Here is a 20,218-nt window from a genome sequence, read left to right as displayed (position 1 = left end):
CCGACCGCGCCCGGTGTGGTGGAACCGCCGGGCCCCGAGGGCGGTCCTTCGCGGGGCACCGGGCGGCTCATCGCGCCGGGCCCAGCGCGGCGGCCAGCGCGGCGGGCTCCGCCGACCAGCGCAGCCGCTCCGCCGGCAGATCCGTGTCGACCACGTCGAGGCTGCCGAGGCACAGGTCCTCCCAGAACTCGATCTCCGCGTCCCGCGCCGGCTGCACCAGGGTGATGTCCCCGGCGTAGATGGCTGGCTCGTGGCGCGCGAGGGCGTCGCGCACCGGGGTGGCGGGGTCGTCCGCGGTGCCTGGGCCGGGCCGGTGGCCGGCGACCAGGCGCAGCCCCTCGACGAGCACCCCGCGTTCGGCCAGGTTGCGGGCCACCTCGACGGCGAGGACCGCCATCGGTCCGTGGGCGAGCAATTCCACCTGGGCCAGGTCGGCGTCGACGACCGCCTGGGCGTACGCGGCGGCGGCGTTGTCCACCGAGGGCAGCAGCTCCAGCCCCGCGCCGGTGAACACCCAGGCGGGGGCGGCGGGGCGCAACGCCGCGGCGAGCGGCGCGACCCCGTCGAGCGACCCCGACTCGTCAGGCAGGAAGATCCGGGGTACGCCGGTGCCCTCGGCGTGCACGGCGACGAGCAACTCGGCCGGCCGCTCCTGGCCCGTCTCGTGCGGCTGCTCTCCGGCCTCCGCGGCGGTGGTCAACCACTGCGCGAGCCGGGCGACGGTGGCCAGTTCGAGCAGGTTGCGCAGCACCTCGTCGAAGAACAGCGTGCGGGCCGGCGGCAGTTCCTCGATGATGCGCCCGGCCAGCTGGGCGGCGACCAGCGAGTCCCCGCCCAGCTCGAACAGGTTGCCGTCGCGCCCGACCGGCGTGCCCAGGGCCTCGCTCCACAACGCGACGAGGCTCCGTTCGAGCTCGGTCTCGGGTGCCGCGCCGGGCAGTCCGGCCCGGGTACCGCCGTGCCGGCGGCCCAGCCGTCCGGCGAGGGACCGGCGATCGATCTTGCCGTTGTCGGTGACCGGTAGCTCGTCGAGGATTTCCACGGTGCCGGGCACCATGTACTCGGGCAGCCGGGCGCGCAGGTGATCGGTGAGGGCCCGGGGGTGCGCGGGTGCGCGGTCGGCCTTGAACCGGGCGGCGAGCACGCACATGCCCATCCGCCCCACGAAGGTGTCTTCCGCCGGCAGGCAGACGCTGGTGTCGGCGCCCGCCCGGTCGAGGATGTCCCGCCACCGGTCGCGGGCGAGGAAAACCGTCCCGGTCCCGGCGCGGTCGTCGGTGAAGTCTCCGGTGGCGTCGTCGAGCCGGACCAGCAGCTCCAGCGACGTCATGATCTGGTAGTGGTCCCGGGTCATCTCCAGGGCCACCAGCCATCCGCCGGGGGCGAGCAGCCCGCGCAGCCGTTCCAGGACCCGGTCGACGTCGGCGGTGGCGTGCAGCACGTCCCCGGCGACGACCAGGTCAAAGGAGTTGGGCGCGAGGCCCTGCTCAGTGGGGTCGGCGTCCAGGTCGTACAGGCCGAACCGGACGCCGGGCACGTCGGCGAAGCGGGCCTGCGACTGCCCCGCGAAGTAGGGCGACAGGTCGGTGCACAGGTAGTCGATGTCCTGCCCGGCGAGCGCGTCGAGCACCGCGGCGGTGGTGCCGCCGCCACCCGCGCCGACCTCCAGCACGCGTAGCGGGCCGGGGTGCCGGCGGCGGGCGCCGAGGTCCGCCACGACGGCACCGGCGGCCTGGTTGGCCCAGCGGTTGAACACCGCCTCCTCGTAGAGTTGCTGGGAGACGTCCAGCCGGCCCTCGGGGAAGAGCAGCCGAAGCGGGTCCTCGTCGCCGCGCAGCAGGGCTGGCAGGTGGCGGATGCTGGCCCGGAAGTAGTCGAGCAGGCGCTCCTCGCCCGGCAGCGCCGCCGCCTCGACCGCGGCCCACGCAGCGTCGAGCGCGTCGGGTCCGACGGCGCCGGCCAGCCGGTAGCGGTCACCGTCGACGGCCAGCAGTCCCTCGGCGACCAGGGCAGCGAGCCAGCGGCGCAGCAGCCGGTGGTGCCGGGGCGCGGCGTCCGTGGCGGCCACGATCTCGGCGGCGGTGTGGCGGTCGTCGGGCGAGGCGAACATTCCCGCGCGGCGGAAGGTGTCCAGCATGGCGGGCAGGGCCACCTGGTCGAGCCGGTGGGCGTACTCCAGGTAGCGGTCCGGGTCGACGCCGGCGAGCGCGGCGTCGCCGGCCCGGCCCGCGACTGCCTCCAGGTCGGCTAGGTCGCCGGCCGGCGGCGTCGCGGCGGCGGGCTGTGCGAAGGCGACGAGCGTGCGCTCCAGCGGCTGGTCGCCCGCGACCAGCACCGCCGCCGCGGCGACATCCGGATGGCTCTGCAGGGCCGTCTCGATCTCGGCCAGTTCGATCCGGTGGCCGCGGATCTTGACCTGCTGGTCCTCCCGGCCAAGGAACTCGATGTCGCCGTCGGGCAGGTACCGGCCCAGGTCGCCCGTGTGGTACAGGCGCTCGCCGGTGACGGGGTGCACGATGAACCGCTCCGCCGTGCGTTCGGGGTCGTGCAGGTAGCCGCGCGCGAGGCCGGCGCCGCCGATGTACAGCTCCCCGGTCACCCAGTCGGGGCAGGGCCGCAGCAGCGGGTCGAGTACGTGGAAGGTCTGGTTGGCCAGCGGCCGACCGTACGGGATGCTGGCCCAGTCCGCGCCGACCGCCCCGATCGGGTAGTGGATCGACCAGATGGACGCCTCGGTCGCCCCGCCGAGGCTCACCACGCTGAGGCCGGGCACCTGGGCGCGGATCTGGTCGGGCAGGGCCACCGGGATCCAGTCGCCGGAGAGCATCGCCAGCCGCAGGGTGGGCAGCGCGGTGCCGGCCACCCCGAGGTACCCGGAGAGCATCTGGAGCTGGGCGGGAACGGAGTTCCACACGGTCACCCCGTGGGTGGCCACCAGGTCGGCCCAGTGCGACGGGTCCGCGCGCCGCTCTGCGTCGGGGACGACCAATGCCCCGCCGACGGACAGCGGGCCGAAGATGTCGTAGACCGACAGGTCGAAGCCGAGCTGGGACAGGCCGAGCACCCGGTCTCGCTCGCCGACGGCGAACCGGGCGTTGATGTCGAGGACGGTGTTCAGCGCCGCCTCATGGGTGATCATGACCCCCTTCGGCGTCCCGGTGGAGCCCGAGGTGTGGATGACGTACGCCAGGTCCTCGGGCCGCGCCCCGCCCGGTTCGCGGGGCGGGTCGGCCGGCGGCACCTCCTCCAGCGCCACGACGACGACCCCGGACGGCCAGGGCCCGGCGGCCAGGTCGCGGGAGGTCAGCATGTACCGCACGCCCGCACCGGTGAGGATCGTCTCGCGCCGGGCCGCGGGTTGCACGGTGTCCACCGGCACGTACACGGCGCTGGCGAGCAGCGCGCCGAGGACGGCCACGACCTGCCCCGGGCCGCGTTCCAGGGTCACCCCGACGAGGTCGCCGGGTACGCAGCCCGACTCGACGAGCCGGGCTGCGACGCCGGTGGCGCGGGCGGCCAGGTCGGCGTAGCTGAGCGTGGTCGTGCCGTGGATGACCGCCGGGGCGTCCGGGGTCCGTCGGGCCTGGGCGAGAACCGCGTCGTGCAGGCGGGCGCGGGTCAGCGGGGTGGCGGTGGCGTTGACCTCCTCGCGGCGGCGCCGCTGCCGCTGCGGCAGCAGGCTCGACGGAACCCGCTGCCACGCCTGGTCGTCGGTGGCGAGCTGGCGCAGCAGCTGCTCGAACGCGGCGAACATGTCCTCGGCGACTCCGTCGGGCAGCACGCCATCGCGCACGTCCCAGTTGGTCGACAGCCCGCCGTCGCGCTCGGAGTTCTGGCAGTCGATGACGACCTGCGGGGTCTGGCTGATGCCGTAGCCGAGCCGCCCGTGCGACGCCGCTGCCGGGGCGCCGGCTTCGCCCAGGCCGATCGCGCTGGTGAAGACGACGGGGAACAGCGCCGCGTCGGCGCCGCGTCGGCGGGTGATCTCCCGCATCACCTCGATGCCGGAGAACGCCCGGTGGTCCATGTCCTGCCAGAGCTGGGCCTGTACGGCCCGGGCCCAGCGGTCGAAGGTCTCCGCCCCGCTCTGACCGACCGCGAGCAGTTCCACCCCGGTGAAGTCGCCGACGACGGCGGGCACCTGGGGGTGCAGGGGCAGCCGGTTGAGCAGCGTGACGTTCAGGGTGAACGCGGGGCGGCGGCTCCACGCGGCGATGACGTGCGCGTACGCGGCGAGCACCGCGCAGGACGGGCTCACGTCGTGCTGGCCGGCGTGCTTGCGCAGCCCCTCCCACAGCTCGGGTTCCAGGGTGGCGGCCAGCCGACGGAACCGGCCGTCGGTCTGCCGGGCGCGGCTGGTCAGCGGCAGCTCCGGGCCGGGCGGCAGGTCGTCCACGCGGCGCAGCCAGTAGTCACGGTCGGCCTCTCGGTGGCTCGCCGTCCAGTTCCGCTCGGCCTGCAGGTAGTCCCGGAAGCCGATCTCCAGTGCGGGCAGCTGCTCGTTGCCGTGGTAGAGGTGGTGCAGCTCGTCGAGGATGATCTGGATGCTGACGAAGTCGGCGATGAGGAAGTCCACCGAGACGTGCAGCACGGCCTCGTCGTCGCCGCGGGTCACGCGTGCCTCGAACAGTGGCCACGCGTCCGGCCGGAACACCCGGTGGTCCATCTCGGCCCGCACCTCGGCCACCCCGCGGTCGAACTCGTCGCGTTCGCGCCCGCGCAGGTCGCGTACGGCGACGTGGTAGTCGTCGACGTGCGGCAGCACCCGCTGGGAACCGTCGATATCGATCACCGCTCGGAGCATGTCGTGCCGGGCGATGAGCGCCCGCCAGGCGCGGGTCATCCGCTCCGGGTCCAGGTCCGGGTAGTGCAGCTCGCCGTAGCCATGGCAGGCGACGCCGCCGTAGGCGAAGGTGGAGCCGCGGCCCAGCAGGTACGCCGACTGCACCTCCGTCACCGGGAACGGGTCGTGGCGGTGCTCCGGATCCGGCACGACCCGCGGCAGCCGGCCGTTGGCCAGGTGGGCGAGAATCTCGTCGCGGCGGGCCCGCAGTTGCGCGCGCCGCTCGTCGGTCATGAAGCCGGCGGGCGCGCGGAACTTCAGCGTGCCGTCCTCGGCCCACAGCCGCAGTCCGGCCCGTTCGAGGTCGGTGACCAGCCGCTCGACGGGGATGCGGGGGTCGTTGCTCATATGACACCTTCCTCGACGTCGTCGTTGGCCGACGCACGGAGCTGCTCGTCGACGGCGGCCGCGAGCTGGGCGAGCGCGGGTACGGCGAACAGTTGTCGCAATGTCATGTCCACGCCGAGCCGCTGGCGCAGCGTCTCAAGCAGGCGGGTGGCCAGCAGGCTGTCTCCGCCCAGGGCGAAGAAGCTGTGCCGGCGGTCGTCGACCGGCTGGTCGAGCAGCTGCGACCAGAGCCCGGCGAGGAGTTCCTCGGTGGGCCCCTTGGGCGGCTCGGCCGTGTCGTCGAGCGGGTCGGCGCGCAGCAGCGTCGCGAGCCGCTGGCGGTCGACCTTGCCGTTGGCGGTCAGCGGCAGCCGCTCCAGCGTCACGACGTATTCGGGCACCATGTACGCGGGCAGTCGCTCGGCCAGCCAGCCGGCCAGGTCCGGCTCCGTACCTTCGGTGGCGGGTACGACGGCGAGGCCGATGTGCTGCGCCGGCGCCTGGCCGACGACCAGCGCCACCGCCCGCCCGACGAGCGGGTGGGCCTCGGCGTTGGCCTCGATCTCGCCCAGTTCAATGCGGTGCCCGCGCACCTTGACCTGGAAGTCGACCCGGCCGAGGAACTCCAGCGTCCCGTCCGGCCAGTACCGGCCGAGGTCGCCGGTGCGGTACCAGCGCCGGCCCTCGTCGTCGACGCCGAACTGCCGGGCGGTCAGCTCGGGGGCGTTACGGTAGCCCAGCGCCACCCCGGCGCCGCCGATGCGCAGCTCCCCGGGCACCCAGTCCGGGCAGTCCCGGCCGCGCGAGTCGGTCACTCGGTAGCGCTGGTTGCGCAGCGGGCGGCCGTACGGGATGGAGCGCCAGTGCTCCGGCACCGCCGCGACCTCGCACGCGTTGGACCAGATCGCGGCCTCGGTGGCGCCGCCGAGGGCGACGAACCGGGCGTGCGGGGCGACCCGTGCCAGCCGGCCCGGCAGGTCCAGGCCCACCCAGTCACCGGAGACCAGGGCCAGCCGCAGGCCGGCCGGCGGGTGCTCGCCGGCCGCCACGAGCAGCATGTCCAACAGCGCGGGCACCGAGTTCCAGACGGTCACCCCCCACCGGTGGGCCAGCCACGCCCAGCGGCGGGCCTCCCGGCGGTCCTCGTCGGCCAGCACGACCAGCGCCCCACCGGCGGCCAGCAGCCCGAACACGTCGTAGACGGACAGGTCGAAGTCCAGCGCGGAGACCGCCAGCACGCGGTCCTCCGGGCCGACCCCGTACCGGGAGTTGACGTCGGTCACCGTGTTGACGGCCGCCCGGTGGGTGATCTCCACCCCCTTGGGCTCCCCGGTGGAGCCGGAGGTGAAGATCGTGTAGGCCAGGGCGTTCGCGGCGACCGTCACCGGCCCGCGCAGCGGCGGCCCGTCCACGTCCGGGGCCACTGTGGGCAGGTGCTGCGCGCCGGGGCGGCCCACCACGGCGGTCACCTGCGCCTTGGCGTAGATCCGATCGCGGCGGGCGGCGGGCTGGTCGACACTGACGGGCACGTACGACGCGCCGGCGGCCAGCACGCCGAGCACCGCAGCGACCTGTTCCGGCCCGCGGGGCAGGGTGACGGCGACGGCGTCGCCCGGTTCCACCCCGGCGCGTAGCAGCGCCCCGGCGATCCGCAGCGCCCGTGCGGCCAGCTCGCCGTAGCTGATCGACGTCTCACCGTAGGCGACCGCGAGCCGGTCGGGGTCGCGGGCGGCGTGGGCGAAGAACGGCTCGTGCAGGGTGTGCCCGGGTGCCGGGGCGTCGGTGGCGTTGACGGCGGCCCGGACGGCACGCTGCGCCGGCGGCAGCATGTCCGGCAGCGGCCGGTCCCACTCGCCCTCGGCGAGCCAGCACAGCAGCCGGTGGTAGGCGTCGAACATGGCGTCGAGCAGCCCGTCGGGGAACAGCTCGTCGACGCTGTCCCAGTTGAAGGTCAGCCCGCCGTCGCGTTCCATGACCTGGTTGTCCAGCCACACCTGCGGGGTCTGTGAGATGCCCCAGGTCAGCTCGCCGAACGGGAACCGCATGTTGACCAGGTCCGCGGCCACGCCGAGCGCGCTGGTGAACACGATCGGCATGCTGACCGTGCCGCTGTTGCGCCGGCGCGCCAACTCGCGCAGCACCCACAGGGCGGAGACGTCGTTGTGTTCCAGCCCGGCCCACAGGTCCTGCTGGAACCGGTGGGCGGTCTCCCGCCATGGCTCGCCCGCGTCCCCCCGGTAGCCAACCAGGACCAGCGAGGTGAAATCGCCGAGGATCGCGCCGATGTCCGGGTGCACGTCGTGGCGCTGGAACATGGTCAGGTTCAACGTCAGCTCGTCCTGCCCGCTGTACGCGCTGAGCACCTCGGCGTACGCGGTGGCGAGGACCGCGGCCGGGGTGAGCCGGTGGTCCCGGGCGCGGCGGGTGATCGCCGCCCACTGCTCGGGGGTGAGGCTGCGCTCGCGGCGGACGAACCGCGGGGCGACCAGGGTGTCGGGGTCGACGGCCAGCGGCAGCGCGGCGGCCGGGGCGATGTCGTCCAGGCGCCCGCGCCAGTACGCCCCCGCCCGCTCCACCGCCTCCGGCGGCGGCGCCGCGCCGAGCACGTAGTCGCGGAACGACACACCCAGCGGGCGCAGCTCGGCGCCGGGGTCGCGGTAGAGGGTGGACAGCTCGGAGAAGAAGATGACGATGCTCAGCGCGTCGAGCACGATGTAGTCGAAGCTGAACGCGACGCGGGTGCCGCCGGGGTGACGCACGGCCTGGATGTCGATCAGCGGCCACCGGGACGGGTCGGGGACGCGGTGGGACAGCCGCTCGCGCAGCGTCGCCAGGTGCTCCTGCCCCTCGTGCACGGTGATGGTGAACGGCGGCACCTCCGGCAGGATCCGCTGGTCGCCGTTGTCGTCGAAGACGGCGCGGAGCATCTCGTGCCGGGCGATGAGCGCGTCGACCGCCTGGCGCAGCCGGTCGAGGTCGACGTCCCGGCCGTCGAACTCCCAGTACCAGTGGGAGCCGACCCCGCCGAGCGCGAAGTCGTCGGTGCGCCCCAGCCAGTACGCGCGCTGCACGTCCGTGGGCGGGAACGGCTCGTGCCGGTGGGCCGGGTCGGCGGTCAGCTCACGCCGCTCGGTGGGGGTGCCCGCGTCGCCGGCCGTACCCTCGGTGTGCAGCCGCGCCGCGAAGCCGGCCAGGTCGCGGGCGTGGAACAGGTGGTGCAGCTCGGCGCGGGCGATGCCGGCCTCGCGCAGCCGGGCCAGCAGCCGGGTGGCGACCAGGCTGTCGCCGCCGAGGGCGAAGAAGTTGTCCTCCCGGCGTACCTCGGGCACGCCGAGCAGCTCCGACCACAGGGCGGCCACGGCGGTCTCGACACCGCCGCGGGGCGCGGTGCCGGTGGGCGCGGGTCGTGCGGCGAGCAGCTCGGGCAGCCGGGCGCGGTCGATCTTGCCGTTGGCCGACAGCGGGAACGCGTCGAGGACCACCACGACGGCCGGCACCATGTACGGCGGAAGCTGTTCGGCGGCGCGCTGGCGGATCGACTGGGGGTCGGCTCCGGCCCGGGTGACGGTGACGGCGGCGGCGAGGGTGTCCCGCTCGACGACCTGGGCGACCGCCCGGGAGACGTCCGGGTCGCGTTCCAGCACGGCTTCGATCTCGCCCAGCTCGATCCGGTGTCCCCGGATCTTGACCTGGAAGTCGGTGCGCCCGAGGAAGTCCACTGTGCCGTCGGGCCAGTACCGGGCCAGGTCGCCCGTGCGGTACCAGCGCTGCCCGGCGTGCGCTACGAACCGGTCGGCGGTCCGCTGCGGGTCGCCCGCGTAGCCGGCGGCGACCGAGCGCCCGCCGATCCAGAGCTCGCCGGGCACCCAGTCCGGCCGGTCCCGGCCGTGCTCGTCGACGACCCGCATGAGCTGGTTGCGCAACGGTACGCCGTAGGGCACCGACCGCCAGTGCGGCGGCGGGTCGACGGGGGCGGGCTGCACGGTGGAGTGGATCGCCGTCTCGGTGGTGCCGCCGAGGCCGTACACCCGGCTGGCCGGGGCCAGCCTGGCCAGCCGGCCGGCGAGGTCGAGGCCGACCCGGTCGCCGCCGAGCACGGCGAGCCGCAGCGGCAGCGGGCTCTCCCCGGCCGCGCCCGACGCCTCGGTCTCGGCCTGGGTCAGCAGCAGGTCGAGCACGGCCGGGACGGACTGCCAGACCGTCACCCGGTGCTCGTGGACCAGGCGCAGCCAGGCGGCCGGGTCGCGGCGGCTGTCCTCGGTGACGGTGACGACGGCGCCACCCGCGCCGAGCAGGGCGAACATGTCGAACACGGACAGGTCGAAGTCGAGGGCCGAGACCGCCAGGACGCGGTCGTCCGGGCCGATCGCGAACCGCCGCACGAGGTCGTCGAGGGTGTTCCGGGCCGCCCGGTGGGGCACCCGCACCCCCTTCGGCACGCCGGTGGAGCCGGAGGTGAACAGCAGGTAGGCGTCCTGCTCGGGGTCGACCGCCAGCGCGTCATCGCGCAACGGCACGCCGGTGGCGGGGACGGTGAGCATCGTCGAGGAGTCGGCAGGCGACCCCGCCGCGGCCCCGGCGGTGGTGACGGTGAGCCGGACCCCGGCGGTGGCCCGGATCAGCTCGCGCCGGGCGTCGGGCTGGTCGACGCCGATCGGCACGTACACGCCGCCGGCGCGCAGCACGCCGAGCACCGCCACGATCTGGTCGGGGCCCTTCGGCAGCGTGACGGCGACGGCGTCGCCGGGGGCCAGGCCGCGGGCGGTCAGCTCGTCGGCCAGTGCCTGCGCCCGGCCCGCCAGTTCGCCGTACGTGAGCACGCCCGCCCGGTCCGGTCCGGGCAGCACGGCCGGGCGGTCGGGCTCGCGGGCTGCCCAGGCGAAGACGTCGCGGTGCAGCGGCCCGTTGTCGGTGGGGCCGGCGGTGTCGTTGGCCGCCGCCCGCACGGCCAGGGTGCGGGCGGGCAGCGCGATCGGGGCGCGCCGGGACCAGTCCGTGGCCGGGTCGAGCAGCCAGTCGACGATCCCCAGATAGGCGGCGAACATGTCGTCGACGAACCCGTCGGGGAACAACTCGTCCACGACGTCCCAGTTGAGATAGAGGCCGTCCTCGCGCTCCGTGATCTGGTAGTCGAGCCAGACCTGGGGGGTCTGGGACATGGTCCAGCCGGGCGGGCCGAAGCAGTCGCGGACGTCCGCGTCGAACAGCTCGCCGAGGTTCAGCGCGCTGGTGAAGACGACGGGCGCGCCGACGGGCTGGCCGGTCCGGGCGCGGGACAGGTCGCGCAGCACGTCGACTCCGCTGTACGCCGAGTGCGCGGCGTCGCTGCGCAGCCGATCCTGGTGGCGGCGGACTAGGTCGACGAAGCCGGCCGGGCCGGTCGTGTCGATCTCCAGCAGAATCAGGTTGGTGAAGTCGCCGACTACCGCGCCGACCTCGGGATGGACGGGGCGCCGGTCGTACATCGGCAGGTTCAGCACGAACCGGCCGCTGCTGCTCCAGGCGGCCAGCACCTCGGCGAAGGCGGTGAGGAACACCATCGACAGGGTGACTCCCGCCGCCGCCGAGCGCCGTCCCAGCTCCGCCTGCTGCTCCGGGGTCAGCCAGTGGTACCGGCGGACCACCCGGTGGCCCTGCACGGTGGCCGGGTCGACGGCGGTCGGCAGTTGGGGCGGGCCGGGCAGCGTGGCCAGCCGCTCGCGCCAGTACTCGCGGGCCCGGTCCCGGGCCGCGTCGGGCCGGGCGGCGATGGTGGCCAGGTAGGCGGGATAGCTGAGGCCCACAGGGGCCACCTGCCGGTCCGGGTTCCGGTAGAAGGCCGCCAGGTCCGACAGGATGAGCCGGAAGCTGTGGGCGTCGGCGACCAGCATCTCCACGTGCACGTGCACCCGGGTGGCACCGCCGGGCAGCAGGGACAGCTGGATGTCGAAGGTCTCCGCCTCCTCCACCCGCAGCCGGCGGTGGGACAACCGGTGGCGCAGCCGCGCCAGCTCCTCCTCGCACCGGCGCGGCGACAGCTCACGCAGGTCGTGCACCGTCAGGCCCGGCCACGGGCTCTCCGGCCGGATCTGCTGGGTGCCGTCGGCGTGGAACTCCGCCCGTAGCATGCCGTGCCGGTGCAGCACGGCGCGGACGGCGGCGTCGAGCCGGTCCGGTTCGACGCCGGCCCCGTCGAACTCGTTGTAGAAGTGGGCGCCCACGCCGCCCAGGGGCTGCCCGTCCGCCCGGCCGATCCAGTACGCGTGCTGCATCGTGGCCAGGCCGAACGGCGCGGACTCCGCCACGGCCACCGGCGGCAGCTGCGCCGGGCGGGCCTCGGCGTGGCGCTCCGCGACCAGGTGCCACCACTGCGCGAGGGTGCGCCACTCGACGAGCTCGCTGAAGGTGACGGGGACGCCTCGGCTGTGCCAGCGACTGGCCAGCCGCATGACCGCGATCGAGTCGAGGCCGAGCACCAGCAGATCGTCGTCGTCCCCGACGAGTGACGGCGGGCACTCGAGGGCCTCCGCGACGTCCTCGCGCATCCGGTCGAGGGTCAGGGGATCGGTGTCGACGGCAACGTCCAATGTCGCGTCTCCTCAGTCAGCCTCTACCACGTCTCCGGTCGGCTGGCGCTAAGCTATCAGCGACTTACGACTTGGGTCTAGAGACAGTCGATGATACTCGGAAAGACTCGTTGGACAGGCGACGGGAAAGGCGACGGGGCGGCGGACGGAGGAGCGGCGTGGGCGAGCGGCTGGGCAGCGGCGAGTGCCTGGTGTGGCGGTGCCCCGCCGGGCCGGTCCCCGAGCGGCTGCACGCCCTGCTTGACGACGCCGAACGCGCGCGGGCGCGGCGGCTGGGCCACGACGCGGCCCGCACCCGGTTCGTGGCGGGCCGCGTCGCGGCGCGGCTGCTGGCCGCCCGGCACGCCGACACGACGCCGCACGAGGTCGTCTTCTCCTCGACGTGCCGGCACTGCGCCGGCCCGCACGGCCGGCTGGAGGTGCACACCGGCGCGGGCGTGCTGCACGTGTCCGTGTCGCACTCGGCCGAGCGGGTCGTGGTGGCGATCGCCCGCGACACGGTCTGCGGCGTCGACATCGAGCGGGTGGCCCTGCGTGGTGGCCGGATCCCGGTCTCGGCACTCTCCCCCGCCGAGCGTCGGGTGCTGGCCGGCCTGCCGCAGCCGCGGCGACTCGCCGCGTTCATCCGGTACTGGTCCCGCAAGGAAGCCATCCTCAAGGCGACCGGGGACGGCCTCGTGCCGTCGCCGGCCGACCTGACCGTGAGTGCCCCGGATGCCCCCGCGCGCCTGCTGAGCTGGGCAGACCGGCCGCCGCCGCACATCAGCGTGCACCTGCGCGACCTGGCCGTCGGCGACGACTACCGCGGCGCGCTGGCCACGCTCGGCCGGCCACTGTCGGTTGTCGAGCGTGATGTTGACCCTCGCGCAGAGGCGAGTCACCTATGATGAACCACACCGGACGGATTGACTCCATACGAGAAGAGGCTTCATGTCGGAACGTTCGTTCTCTCCGGTCATCCCCTTCCTGCGCTACCAGGACCCGACGGCTGCCGTTGACTGGCTCGTCAACGCGTTCGGGCTGGAGCGTTTCGACGTCACCGAGGTCGACGGCAAGGTGGTGCACGCCGAGCTGAGCTGGGGTAACGCCACGATCCAGCTCGGCGGCGGCGGCCCGAACGACTCGCTGGGCATGGTCAGCCCACGCGAGTTGCCCGCCACCAGCGGCGGCGTCTACATCTGCGTCGGCGACGCGGCGGACGTCGACAAACACTACGAGCGGTCGATGCAGGCCGGCGCCAAGCCGGTCTACGAGCTGCATGACACCTCGTACGGCTCCCGCGACTACGGGGTGTACGACCTCGAGGGTCACGTCTGGAGCTTCGGCAGCTACCTGCCCCGCGAAGCGTCGGCATAGGGTTTCCGGCAAACACGCGTAAACACTTGCCCGGGCAGCGGGTCCGGGCCAAGACTGGCAGGCATGGATGCCTCCGGTCTGCCGCCCAGGTTCGACGCGCTCGACCCCGCTGTCCTGCACGATCCCTATCCGACCTATGCGCGGCTGCGCGAGGCCGGACCGCTGTGCCGGTTCGGCCCCGGCAGCTGGGGCGTCACCCGGCACGCCGACGTCGTGGCGTTGCAGCGCGACCCGCGCCTCGGCAGCGAGTTCCCCGAGGGCTACCACCACCTGTCGGTGGGCGAGGGACCGGCCAGCCACTTTTTCCAGCGCATCATGCTCTACCGCGACCCGCCTGACCACGTCCGGCTCCGGCGGCTGATGAGCGGCGCCTTCACCCCGGCCGTGGTGCGGCGGATGCGCGGCTACATCGAGCAGACCGTGGACCGGCTCCTGACCCCGGCGCTGGAGTCCGGCACCTGCGACGTGGTGCGCGACCTGGCGTACCCGCTGCCAGTGCTGGTGGTGTCCACGTTGATGGGCATCCCGCCCGAGGCCCACGACGACGTCCGGCAGCACGCCATGCGGCTCGGGCGGGCGTTCAGCGCCATCGTTCCCGAGGCCGCCCGGGGCGCGGCGCACGAGTCCGTGGAGTGGCTGCGCAAGTACATCGGCGGGCTGCTCGACGAGCGCCGTGCGGCGCCCGGCGACGACCTGCTGTCGACGCTGTTGCGGACCGAGGACGACGGGGACCGGCTGACCCACGACGAGATCGTGGACAACACGGTCTTCTCGTTCTTCGCCGGCTTCGAGACGACCGTCCACCTCATCACCAACGGGTTCGCCGCGCTGCTGCGGGCGCCGGACCAGTTCGCCGTCCTGCGCGCCGACCCCGGCCTGGTGCCCGGCGCGGTGGAGGAGTTCCTCCGCTTCGAGGCGCCCATCCAGGGCACCGCCCGGCTGGTCCGGGAGCCGGTACGGATCGGCTCGCGCACCGTGCGCGCCGGGCGGGTGCTGGTGCTGATGCTGGGCTCGGCGAACCACGACGAGGCGGTCTTCCGCTTCCCCGACAGGCTGGACGTCACCCGCAGCCCGAACCCGCACGTCACCTTCGGCGGCGGCGGGCACTTGTGCCTGGGCGCGTTCCTGGCCCGCACGGAGGCGCAGGTCGTCTTCGACTGGGTGCTGCGTCGCACCCGCTCGGTCGAGCAGGCCGGCGACCTGGTCCGGGAGAGCGACACGCCGTTCCGCGCCTTCGCCCACGTGCCGCTGGCCGTCCGGGCCGCCTGACGCCGGTGGCGTCCCGCCGCGGCCCGTTCGGCCGGGCCGCGCGGGCGCGGCCGGGCCGCCGCCCATCGGTGGACGGTCGCGCCCGCATACGGCCCTCGGGCCGGCGGGGGTCGGATCAGGCCGGGGTGGCGGCGAGGATGGTCAGCGTGGCGGTCGGCCGGACGGTGTCCAGCCGCAGCCCGGCACGGCCGAGCAGGGCCTCGGTTTCCTCGGCCGTGCGGTGGGTGCCGCCGGTCAGCACCAGCGTGTGCACGTCGTACAGCTTGGCTACGTCGTAGGTGTCCCCGGCGGGCAGGACGGCCTCCAGCAGCAGCAGCCGGCTGTCCGGCCGCATCGCCTCCCGGACCCGGCGGAGCACCGCCACCACCTGGTCGTCGCCGAACCCGGGCAGCACCGTCTTGAGCAAGTACGCGTCCGCGTTGGCAGGCAGCGGGTCGAAGAAGCTGCCGGGGACGATCTCGCACCGGTCGCGCACCCCCGCCTCGGTCAGGACCCGGTCGGCCGCCGCGACGACGTGCGGCAGGTCCAGCAGCGTGCCGCGCATCGCGGGGTACCGTCCGAGCAGGCCGGCGAGGAAGCCGCCGTCACCGCCGCCGACGTCGACCACGTGGGACAGCTCCCCCCACGGGTGGCAGGGCAGCACGGTACGCAGATGCAGCCGGGTGACGGCGTGCATCCAGCGGTCCACCCGCCGGCTTTCGTCCGGGTTCCCGGCCAGGTGGCTCCAGTAGTCCGTGCCGTGCGCCCGGTCGAAGGCGGCCTCGCCGGTGCGCAGGCTGTGCGGCAGCATCGCCCACGCCTGCACGTCGGAGGCGAGCAGCGTGTAGACGGCGCGCACCGACAGCGGGTGGTCGCTGCGCAGCGGCTGGGCCAGGGGCGTCAGGGCGAACACCGCCGGCTCCGGCTCCGTGAAGATGCCCTTGGCCGCCAGCGCCCGCAGCGCCCGGCACAGCGACCTCTCGTGCGCACCGACCGCGGCGGCGAGCTCGGCCACCGGCCGGGGCCCGTCGATGAGCAGGTCGGCGATCCCCAGGTCGCTGACCGCCCGCACGGTCATCGGCACGATGACATCGGCCAGCTCCGCCAGCCGCATCAGCGACGACAGGTCCATCGGCGGCCGCTGCCGGACGCCCGTTCGCTCAACCACCGCGCCTACCCTCCACGAATTGGATCAGATCCAGCCGGGCGAGCCCGTCCCGCACCCGAGGGGTCATCAGCCCGATCTGGTCCAGCGCCCGGCCTACCCGGGAGAAGATGGCCTGCCGATAGGCGACCATCAGCTCGTTGCGGGCGGCGAAGTCGAGCCCCTCGGCCATCGGGATCTCCATGCGTTCCCAGATGTCACCGAGCAGGAACCGGCGACGGATCAGGGCGGCGGCCTCCAGCACCAGCTCCTCCCGCTCGGCCCGCTCGCGAAAGGTCATCTCGTCGTACAGGCCGCGCAGCGACAGCACGCCGAACGACACGTGCCGGGCCTCGTCCCTCGCCACGAGGCCGGTGATCCGCTTGATCAGCGGGTCGTGGAAGGTGCTGTGTGCCAGCCGGAACGCGGCCATCGCCAGCGCCTCGACCATGATCTGCATGCCCAGCGAGATGACGTCCCAGCGGTTGTCCTCGAGGATGTCGGACAGCAGCAGCGCCAGCGGCTCGGAGATCGGGTACGGCCGCTCGATCTTCTCCCTCAGGTAGCGGGAGAAGACCTCCACATGGCGCGCCTCGTCCACCGCCTGAGTTGCCGCGTACAGCTTGCTTTCCAGTCCAGTGACGATCTCCACCAACCGGGCGGCGACAACCATGGCCGCCTGCTCGCCGTGCAGGAACTGGCTGACCATCCACACCTGGAGTTCCCAGCGGAACTCGTCCCAGGCTGGCCGGCCCCGCCGGGCCAGCGGGGACGCGGCGAACGCGGCCATGGCGAAGGCGGAGTCGTCGGGCAGCGGCGCCCCGAAGGGCACGTCGAGGAGCCAGTCGATTTCGTCGACGCTCCACTGCGCCTGCTTGGCCCGCTGGTAGAGCAAGCCGGTGCGGGAGTCCGAGGGTTCGTAGTTCCAGTTGAGTCGGGCGTCCTGGGTCGAGCGCACTACCAACTCGCTCATAGCAGCAAAGACTAGTTCGCCACACGCGCAAAGCCAATGGAAAGACTATCCTGCCGTTGTGGACGCACTCGAAACACCCGCCTCGGTCTCCCAGCGGCTGCTGTGGATGATCAAGCACTACCGGTCGGACTTCGGCGCGCTGAACTGCCCGGTCGTCTGCCGCATCGTGGGGCGCCTGGACGACCGGGCGTTACAGGCGGCGGTGGACCAGCTCGTGGTCCGGCACGAGTCGCTGCGGACGACCTTCCACGGCCGCGGCGCACGCCTCGTGCAGCGCGTGCACGCCCCGCGCCCGCAGCCGCTGGCCTGGGCCGACGCGGCGGCAGCGGGCGAGTCGCCGGACGCGGCGCTGGCCCGGGAGCTCCAGACGCCGATCGACCCCGGGCAGTGGCCGGCGCGGGCCAGCGTCTGGCGGGTCGGCCCGCGGGAGCACCTGTTCTGCCTCAACCTGCACCACCTCGTCACCGACGCGTGGTCCACCGGCATCCTGCTGCGCGACCTGGTTGCCTGCTACGACGCCGCCTGCGGCGGGGCCAGCGTCCCCACGCCCGTGGGCTGGCAGATGGCCCGCTTCGCGCAGGCGCAGCAGGAGCTGCTGGCCTCGGACCAGCTCGCCCGGTATCAGCGGTACTGGCGACGCCAGCTCGAGGGCAGCCAGATCCCCCGGCTCGACGCGCTCTATCCGGCCGCGGACGCCACCGGCGCCGCCACGGCGGCGACCCGATCCGTCGCGGCAGAGCTGCCGGCCGCGACCGTGGCCGGGCTGCGGGAGCTGGCGAGGCGGGAGAAGACGACCATGTTCACGGTGCTGCTGGCGGCCTTCCACGCCCAGCTGCACCGCCTGACCGGCCAGCCTGACCTGGCGGTAGCGTCGATGTTCGCCAACCGGTCCCGGCCCGAGGTGCGCGACACCGTCGGCCTGCTCGCCGGCATGGTGCTGCTGCGCGCCGAGGTCGCCCGTCAACGCAGCTTCGCGGACCTGGTGCGCCACGTGCACGTCGCGGTGATCAGCGCGTTCGCGTACCAGGACCTGCCCTTTCATCTGCTGCCCACCGGCCTCGTCGACACCGGCGGCGGGCGGGCCGACGACGTGATGTTCAACGTTATGTCGCCCCTGCGGCATGACCTGACCGGCGGCGGCGCGCGCTTCGAGCTGGTGGTTCCCACGGAGATCGGCAGCCGCTTCCCGTTCGAGCTGGCCCTGGCCCCGGTGGGCGAGCACCGGGTGCAGGCCGTGCTGTTCCGCGCCGGGGGTTGGGCCGACCCGGCGCTCGGGCGGGACTTCCTGGCCGGCTACCTGGATGTCGCGGCGGCGGCGGCGCGCCGTCCGGACGTCGCGCTGGCGTCGCCCGGGCGGTGACGGGTCGCGGCAACGCCAACGGTATTGACAGCGTCACAGGCATCCTGAGAACCTCTCAACACATACTCGTAAATGCACGTGGATAGCAGGAAAGGCAAGTGCTCACCGGGATAGCAGGTCAATCCGGGGCCGGTCGGCCGGCCCGAGGCGGAAGGGACCGTTGATGACGCTGCGACTGCACTGGTTCCTGCCACTGCACGGCGACGGCCGGGAGGTGGCCAAGAGCGCGGACGGGGCGGACGGGACCAGGAACATCCGGCGGGAGCCGGAGCTGAACTATCTCAGCCAGGTCGCCCGGGCCGTCGACGGGCTCGGCTTCGCCGGCGCGCTGGTGCCGACCGGCCTGTTCTGCGAGGACCCCTGGCTGCTGTCCACGGCGCTGTCGCAGCAGACCCGCAGCATGCACTTCATGATCGCCTGCCGGCCCAGCGCGCTGCCGCCGATGGTGTGCGCCCAGTCGGCCGCGACGTTCCAGCGGCTCTCCGGCGGCCGGCTGATGCTCAACATCGTCACCGGCGGGGACGCCGACGAGCAGCGGCGCTACGGAGACTGGCTCGACCACGACGAGCGCTACGCCCGCACCGAGGAGTTCCTCGACGTCTTTCACCGCGCCTGGCACGGCGAGCCGTTCGACTTCCACGGCGACCACTACCAGATCAAGGCCGGGATGCTGACCCGGCCACACGACGTGCGGCCGACGATCCTGCTGGGCGGCTCCTCGGCGGCGGCGCAGCGGGTGGCCGCCGCCCACGCCGACGTCTACCTGGCGTGGGGCGAGCGACCGGACGGGCTGGCCACTCTCACCGGCCGGGTCGCCGAACTGGCCGCTGCCCGGGGCCGCAGCGTCGAGTTCGGCACCCGGTTCCACGTCATCAGCCGGGACACCGCGCAGGAGGCGTGGGCGGTGACCCGCCGGCTGCTCGACGGCATGGACGCCAGCCGGATCGCCGACGCCCAGCGACGGTTCCGCCGCACCGACTCGGAGGGGCAACGCCGGATGGCCGCCCTGCATGGCGGCCGGGTCGACGACCTGGAGGTGTACCCGAACGTGTGGGCCGGCTACGGCCTGGTCCGCCCGGGCGCCGGCGCCGCACTGGTCGGCAGCCACGAGCAGGTGGCCGAGCGGATCGAGGAGTACCACACGCTGGGCATGAGCCATCTCATCCTCTCCGGGCAGCCCCACCTGGAGGAGGCGTACAACTTCGCCGAGGGCGTGCTGCCGCTGCTGCGGCGCCGGGGGCTGCTCGGGCTGGAGGCGTCGTGAGGGACCGGAGCGCGCTGGTGCAGACGACGCTGCTGGTGGGCAGCCCTCGCAAGGGCTCCCGTACCGGCGGGATCGCCATCCGGCTGATGGAGGAGCTGTCGCCGGCCCTCGCCGCGGAGGGCGTCGAGCTCGCCCGACCGGACATCGTCGACCTCGCCGACGTCGGTGCCGCGCTGCCGCTGCGCGCCAGCCGCAGCGTGCCGTTGGGGCCGGAGATAGAGCGGTCTCTGGGCCTGGTCCGCCGGGCCGGCCTGCTGATGGTGGTCAGCCCGACGTTCAAGGGCACCTACACCGGCCTGCTGAAGCTGTTCCTGGACATGCTCCCGATGGACGGGCTGGCCGACTGCGTCGCCGTCGGGGCGATGACCGCCGGCTGGGCCAAGCACCGCGGCGCCGGGGACCAGTACCTGCGCCCGCTGCTGACGGAGCTCGGCGCGACCGCGCCGGTTCCCTGCCTGTCCATCCTCGAGGAGGAGTTCGAGGACGTGCCAGAGGTCGTCGCGGGGTGGTCGCGCCGCTGGGCGCCCGCGCTCGGGGCGGTGGTGCGCCACCAGCACCAAAGTGCTCCGCCGCTCGTTTCCCACCCGCTGACCGGCGCTCGGGCCTCCTGAGCGTCCCCCACCCAACCGTCACGCCAGCAGCACGGAGGAGATCGACCATGACCGAGCAGACCGCTCCCGCCCGCCGTACCGAGGAGGAGATCCGCGCTACCGTGGCGGCGATCATCTCCGACATGGCGCCGAAGGACAGCGTGGAGGCGACCGCGGACTCCCACCTCATCAAGGACCTGGGCTACCACTCCCTGGCCCTGATGGAGGTGGCGTTCGCCATCGAGGACGAGTTCGACCTCGACCCCATCGACGAGGACACCGCGCGCAAGATCACCACTGTCGGCGCCGTGCAGGACCTGGTGGTCCAGCGGCTCGCGGAGCGCGACGGGGCCTGAGCACGAATCAGGGCAGGGTCCGGGTCGCCCCGGACCCCTCCCACACCCCTTGACGGGCGGGTCCGCATCCGGCCGTCGGGGTCAGCACCACCTCGTCCCCAGCGGACTTCCGTGGCCGAACGAGTGCCCCCTCCCGTGCGCCTGCGTGACGAACGCGGCGGCGGCCTGCTGGGCACCCCGGCCGGCCTGGT

The 20,218-nt window shown here is 73.7% G+C and carries 11 protein-coding genes; 7 read left to right on the top strand and 4 right to left on the bottom strand.

What is annotated here, in order from left to right; genetic code table 11:
• Positions 1 to 67: 67 nt before the first annotated feature.
• Entirely contained in the window at positions 68 to 5,191 is a 5,124-nt protein-coding gene (locus ACFYML_RS22600; protein WP_387422534.1) for an amino acid adenylation domain-containing protein, read from the bottom strand.
• Entirely contained in the window at positions 5,188 to 11,694 is a 6,507-nt protein-coding gene (locus ACFYML_RS22595; RefSeq protein WP_387422579.1) for an amino acid adenylation domain-containing protein, read from the bottom strand. The genes ACFYML_RS22600 and ACFYML_RS22595 overlap by 4 nt, the downstream gene beginning before the upstream one ends.
• A gap of 200 nt (positions 11,695 to 11,894) precedes the next feature.
• Between ACFYML_RS22595 and ACFYML_RS22590 the strand changes: the two genes are divergently transcribed.
• The 3 genes from ACFYML_RS22590 to ACFYML_RS22580 all read left to right on the top strand — a co-directional run bounded on the left by ACFYML_RS22590 (position 11,895) and on the right by ACFYML_RS22580 (position 14,361).
• Positions 11,895 to 12,623 (top strand): 4'-phosphopantetheinyl transferase family protein, encoded by a 729-nt coding sequence (locus ACFYML_RS22590; RefSeq protein ID WP_387422532.1) that lies wholly within the window; start codon positions 11,895 to 11,897, stop codon positions 12,621 to 12,623.
• A gap of 43 nt (positions 12,624 to 12,666) precedes the next feature.
• Positions 12,667 to 13,092: a VOC family protein gene (locus tag ACFYML_RS22585; RefSeq protein WP_387422531.1), complete on the top strand. Its 426-nt coding sequence runs from the start codon at positions 12,667 to 12,669 to the stop codon at positions 13,090 to 13,092.
• A 63-nt stretch (positions 13,093 to 13,155) separates the two neighbouring features.
• A complete protein-coding gene (locus ACFYML_RS22580; protein ID WP_387422530.1) occupies positions 13,156 to 14,361 on the top strand; it encodes a cytochrome P450 in 1,206 nt (401 codons plus the stop codon).
• A gap of 115 nt (positions 14,362 to 14,476) precedes the next feature.
• Here ACFYML_RS22580 and ACFYML_RS22575 read toward each other — a convergent pair whose 3' ends face one another.
• Entirely contained in the window at positions 14,477 to 15,472 is a 996-nt protein-coding gene (locus tag ACFYML_RS22575) for a methyltransferase (RefSeq protein ID WP_387422578.1), read from the bottom strand.
• Positions 15,473 to 15,500: 28 nt separating this feature from the next.
• Positions 15,501 to 16,457 carry a ferritin-like domain-containing protein gene (locus ACFYML_RS22570; RefSeq protein WP_387422529.1) on the bottom strand — a complete coding sequence of 319 codons (957 nt, stop codon included), beginning with the start codon at positions 16,455 to 16,457 and terminating at the stop codon, positions 15,501 to 15,503.
• A gap of 58 nt (positions 16,458 to 16,515) precedes the next feature.
• Here ACFYML_RS22570 and ACFYML_RS22565 point away from each other — a divergent pair, with 58 nt between their 5' ends.
• The 4 genes from ACFYML_RS22565 to ACFYML_RS22550 all read left to right on the top strand — a co-directional run bounded on the left by ACFYML_RS22565 (position 16,516) and on the right by ACFYML_RS22550 (position 20,027).
• Positions 16,516 to 17,817, top strand: a complete 1,302-nt coding sequence (locus ACFYML_RS22565) for a condensation domain-containing protein (protein ID WP_387422528.1) — start codon at positions 16,516 to 16,518, stop codon at positions 17,815 to 17,817.
• Positions 17,818 to 17,980: 163 nt separating this feature from the next.
• The gene (locus ACFYML_RS22560) at positions 17,981 to 19,081 is read left to right on the top strand and encodes an LLM class flavin-dependent oxidoreductase (protein ID WP_387422527.1); all 1,101 of its coding nucleotides are present in this window, start codon (positions 17,981 to 17,983) and stop codon (positions 19,079 to 19,081) included.
• Complete coding sequence (locus tag ACFYML_RS22555) at positions 19,078 to 19,692, top strand: NADPH-dependent FMN reductase (protein ID WP_387422525.1); 615 nt, start codon at positions 19,078 to 19,080, stop codon at positions 19,690 to 19,692. The genes ACFYML_RS22560 and ACFYML_RS22555 overlap by 4 nt, the downstream gene beginning before the upstream one ends.
• A 47-nt stretch (positions 19,693 to 19,739) precedes the next feature.
• A complete protein-coding gene (locus tag ACFYML_RS22550) occupies positions 19,740 to 20,027 on the top strand; it encodes a phosphopantetheine-binding protein (RefSeq protein WP_357441815.1) in 288 nt (95 codons plus the stop codon).
• Positions 20,028 to 20,218: the final 191 nt, after the last annotated feature.

The sequence above is a fragment of the Micromonospora sp. NPDC007230 genome (assembly GCF_042869115.1).
Classification (GTDB): Bacteria; Actinomycetota; Actinomycetes; order Mycobacteriales; family Micromonosporaceae; genus Micromonospora.
Note: the sequence above shows the minus strand (reverse complement) of the source record. Positions and strands in the feature narration are given on the sequence as shown.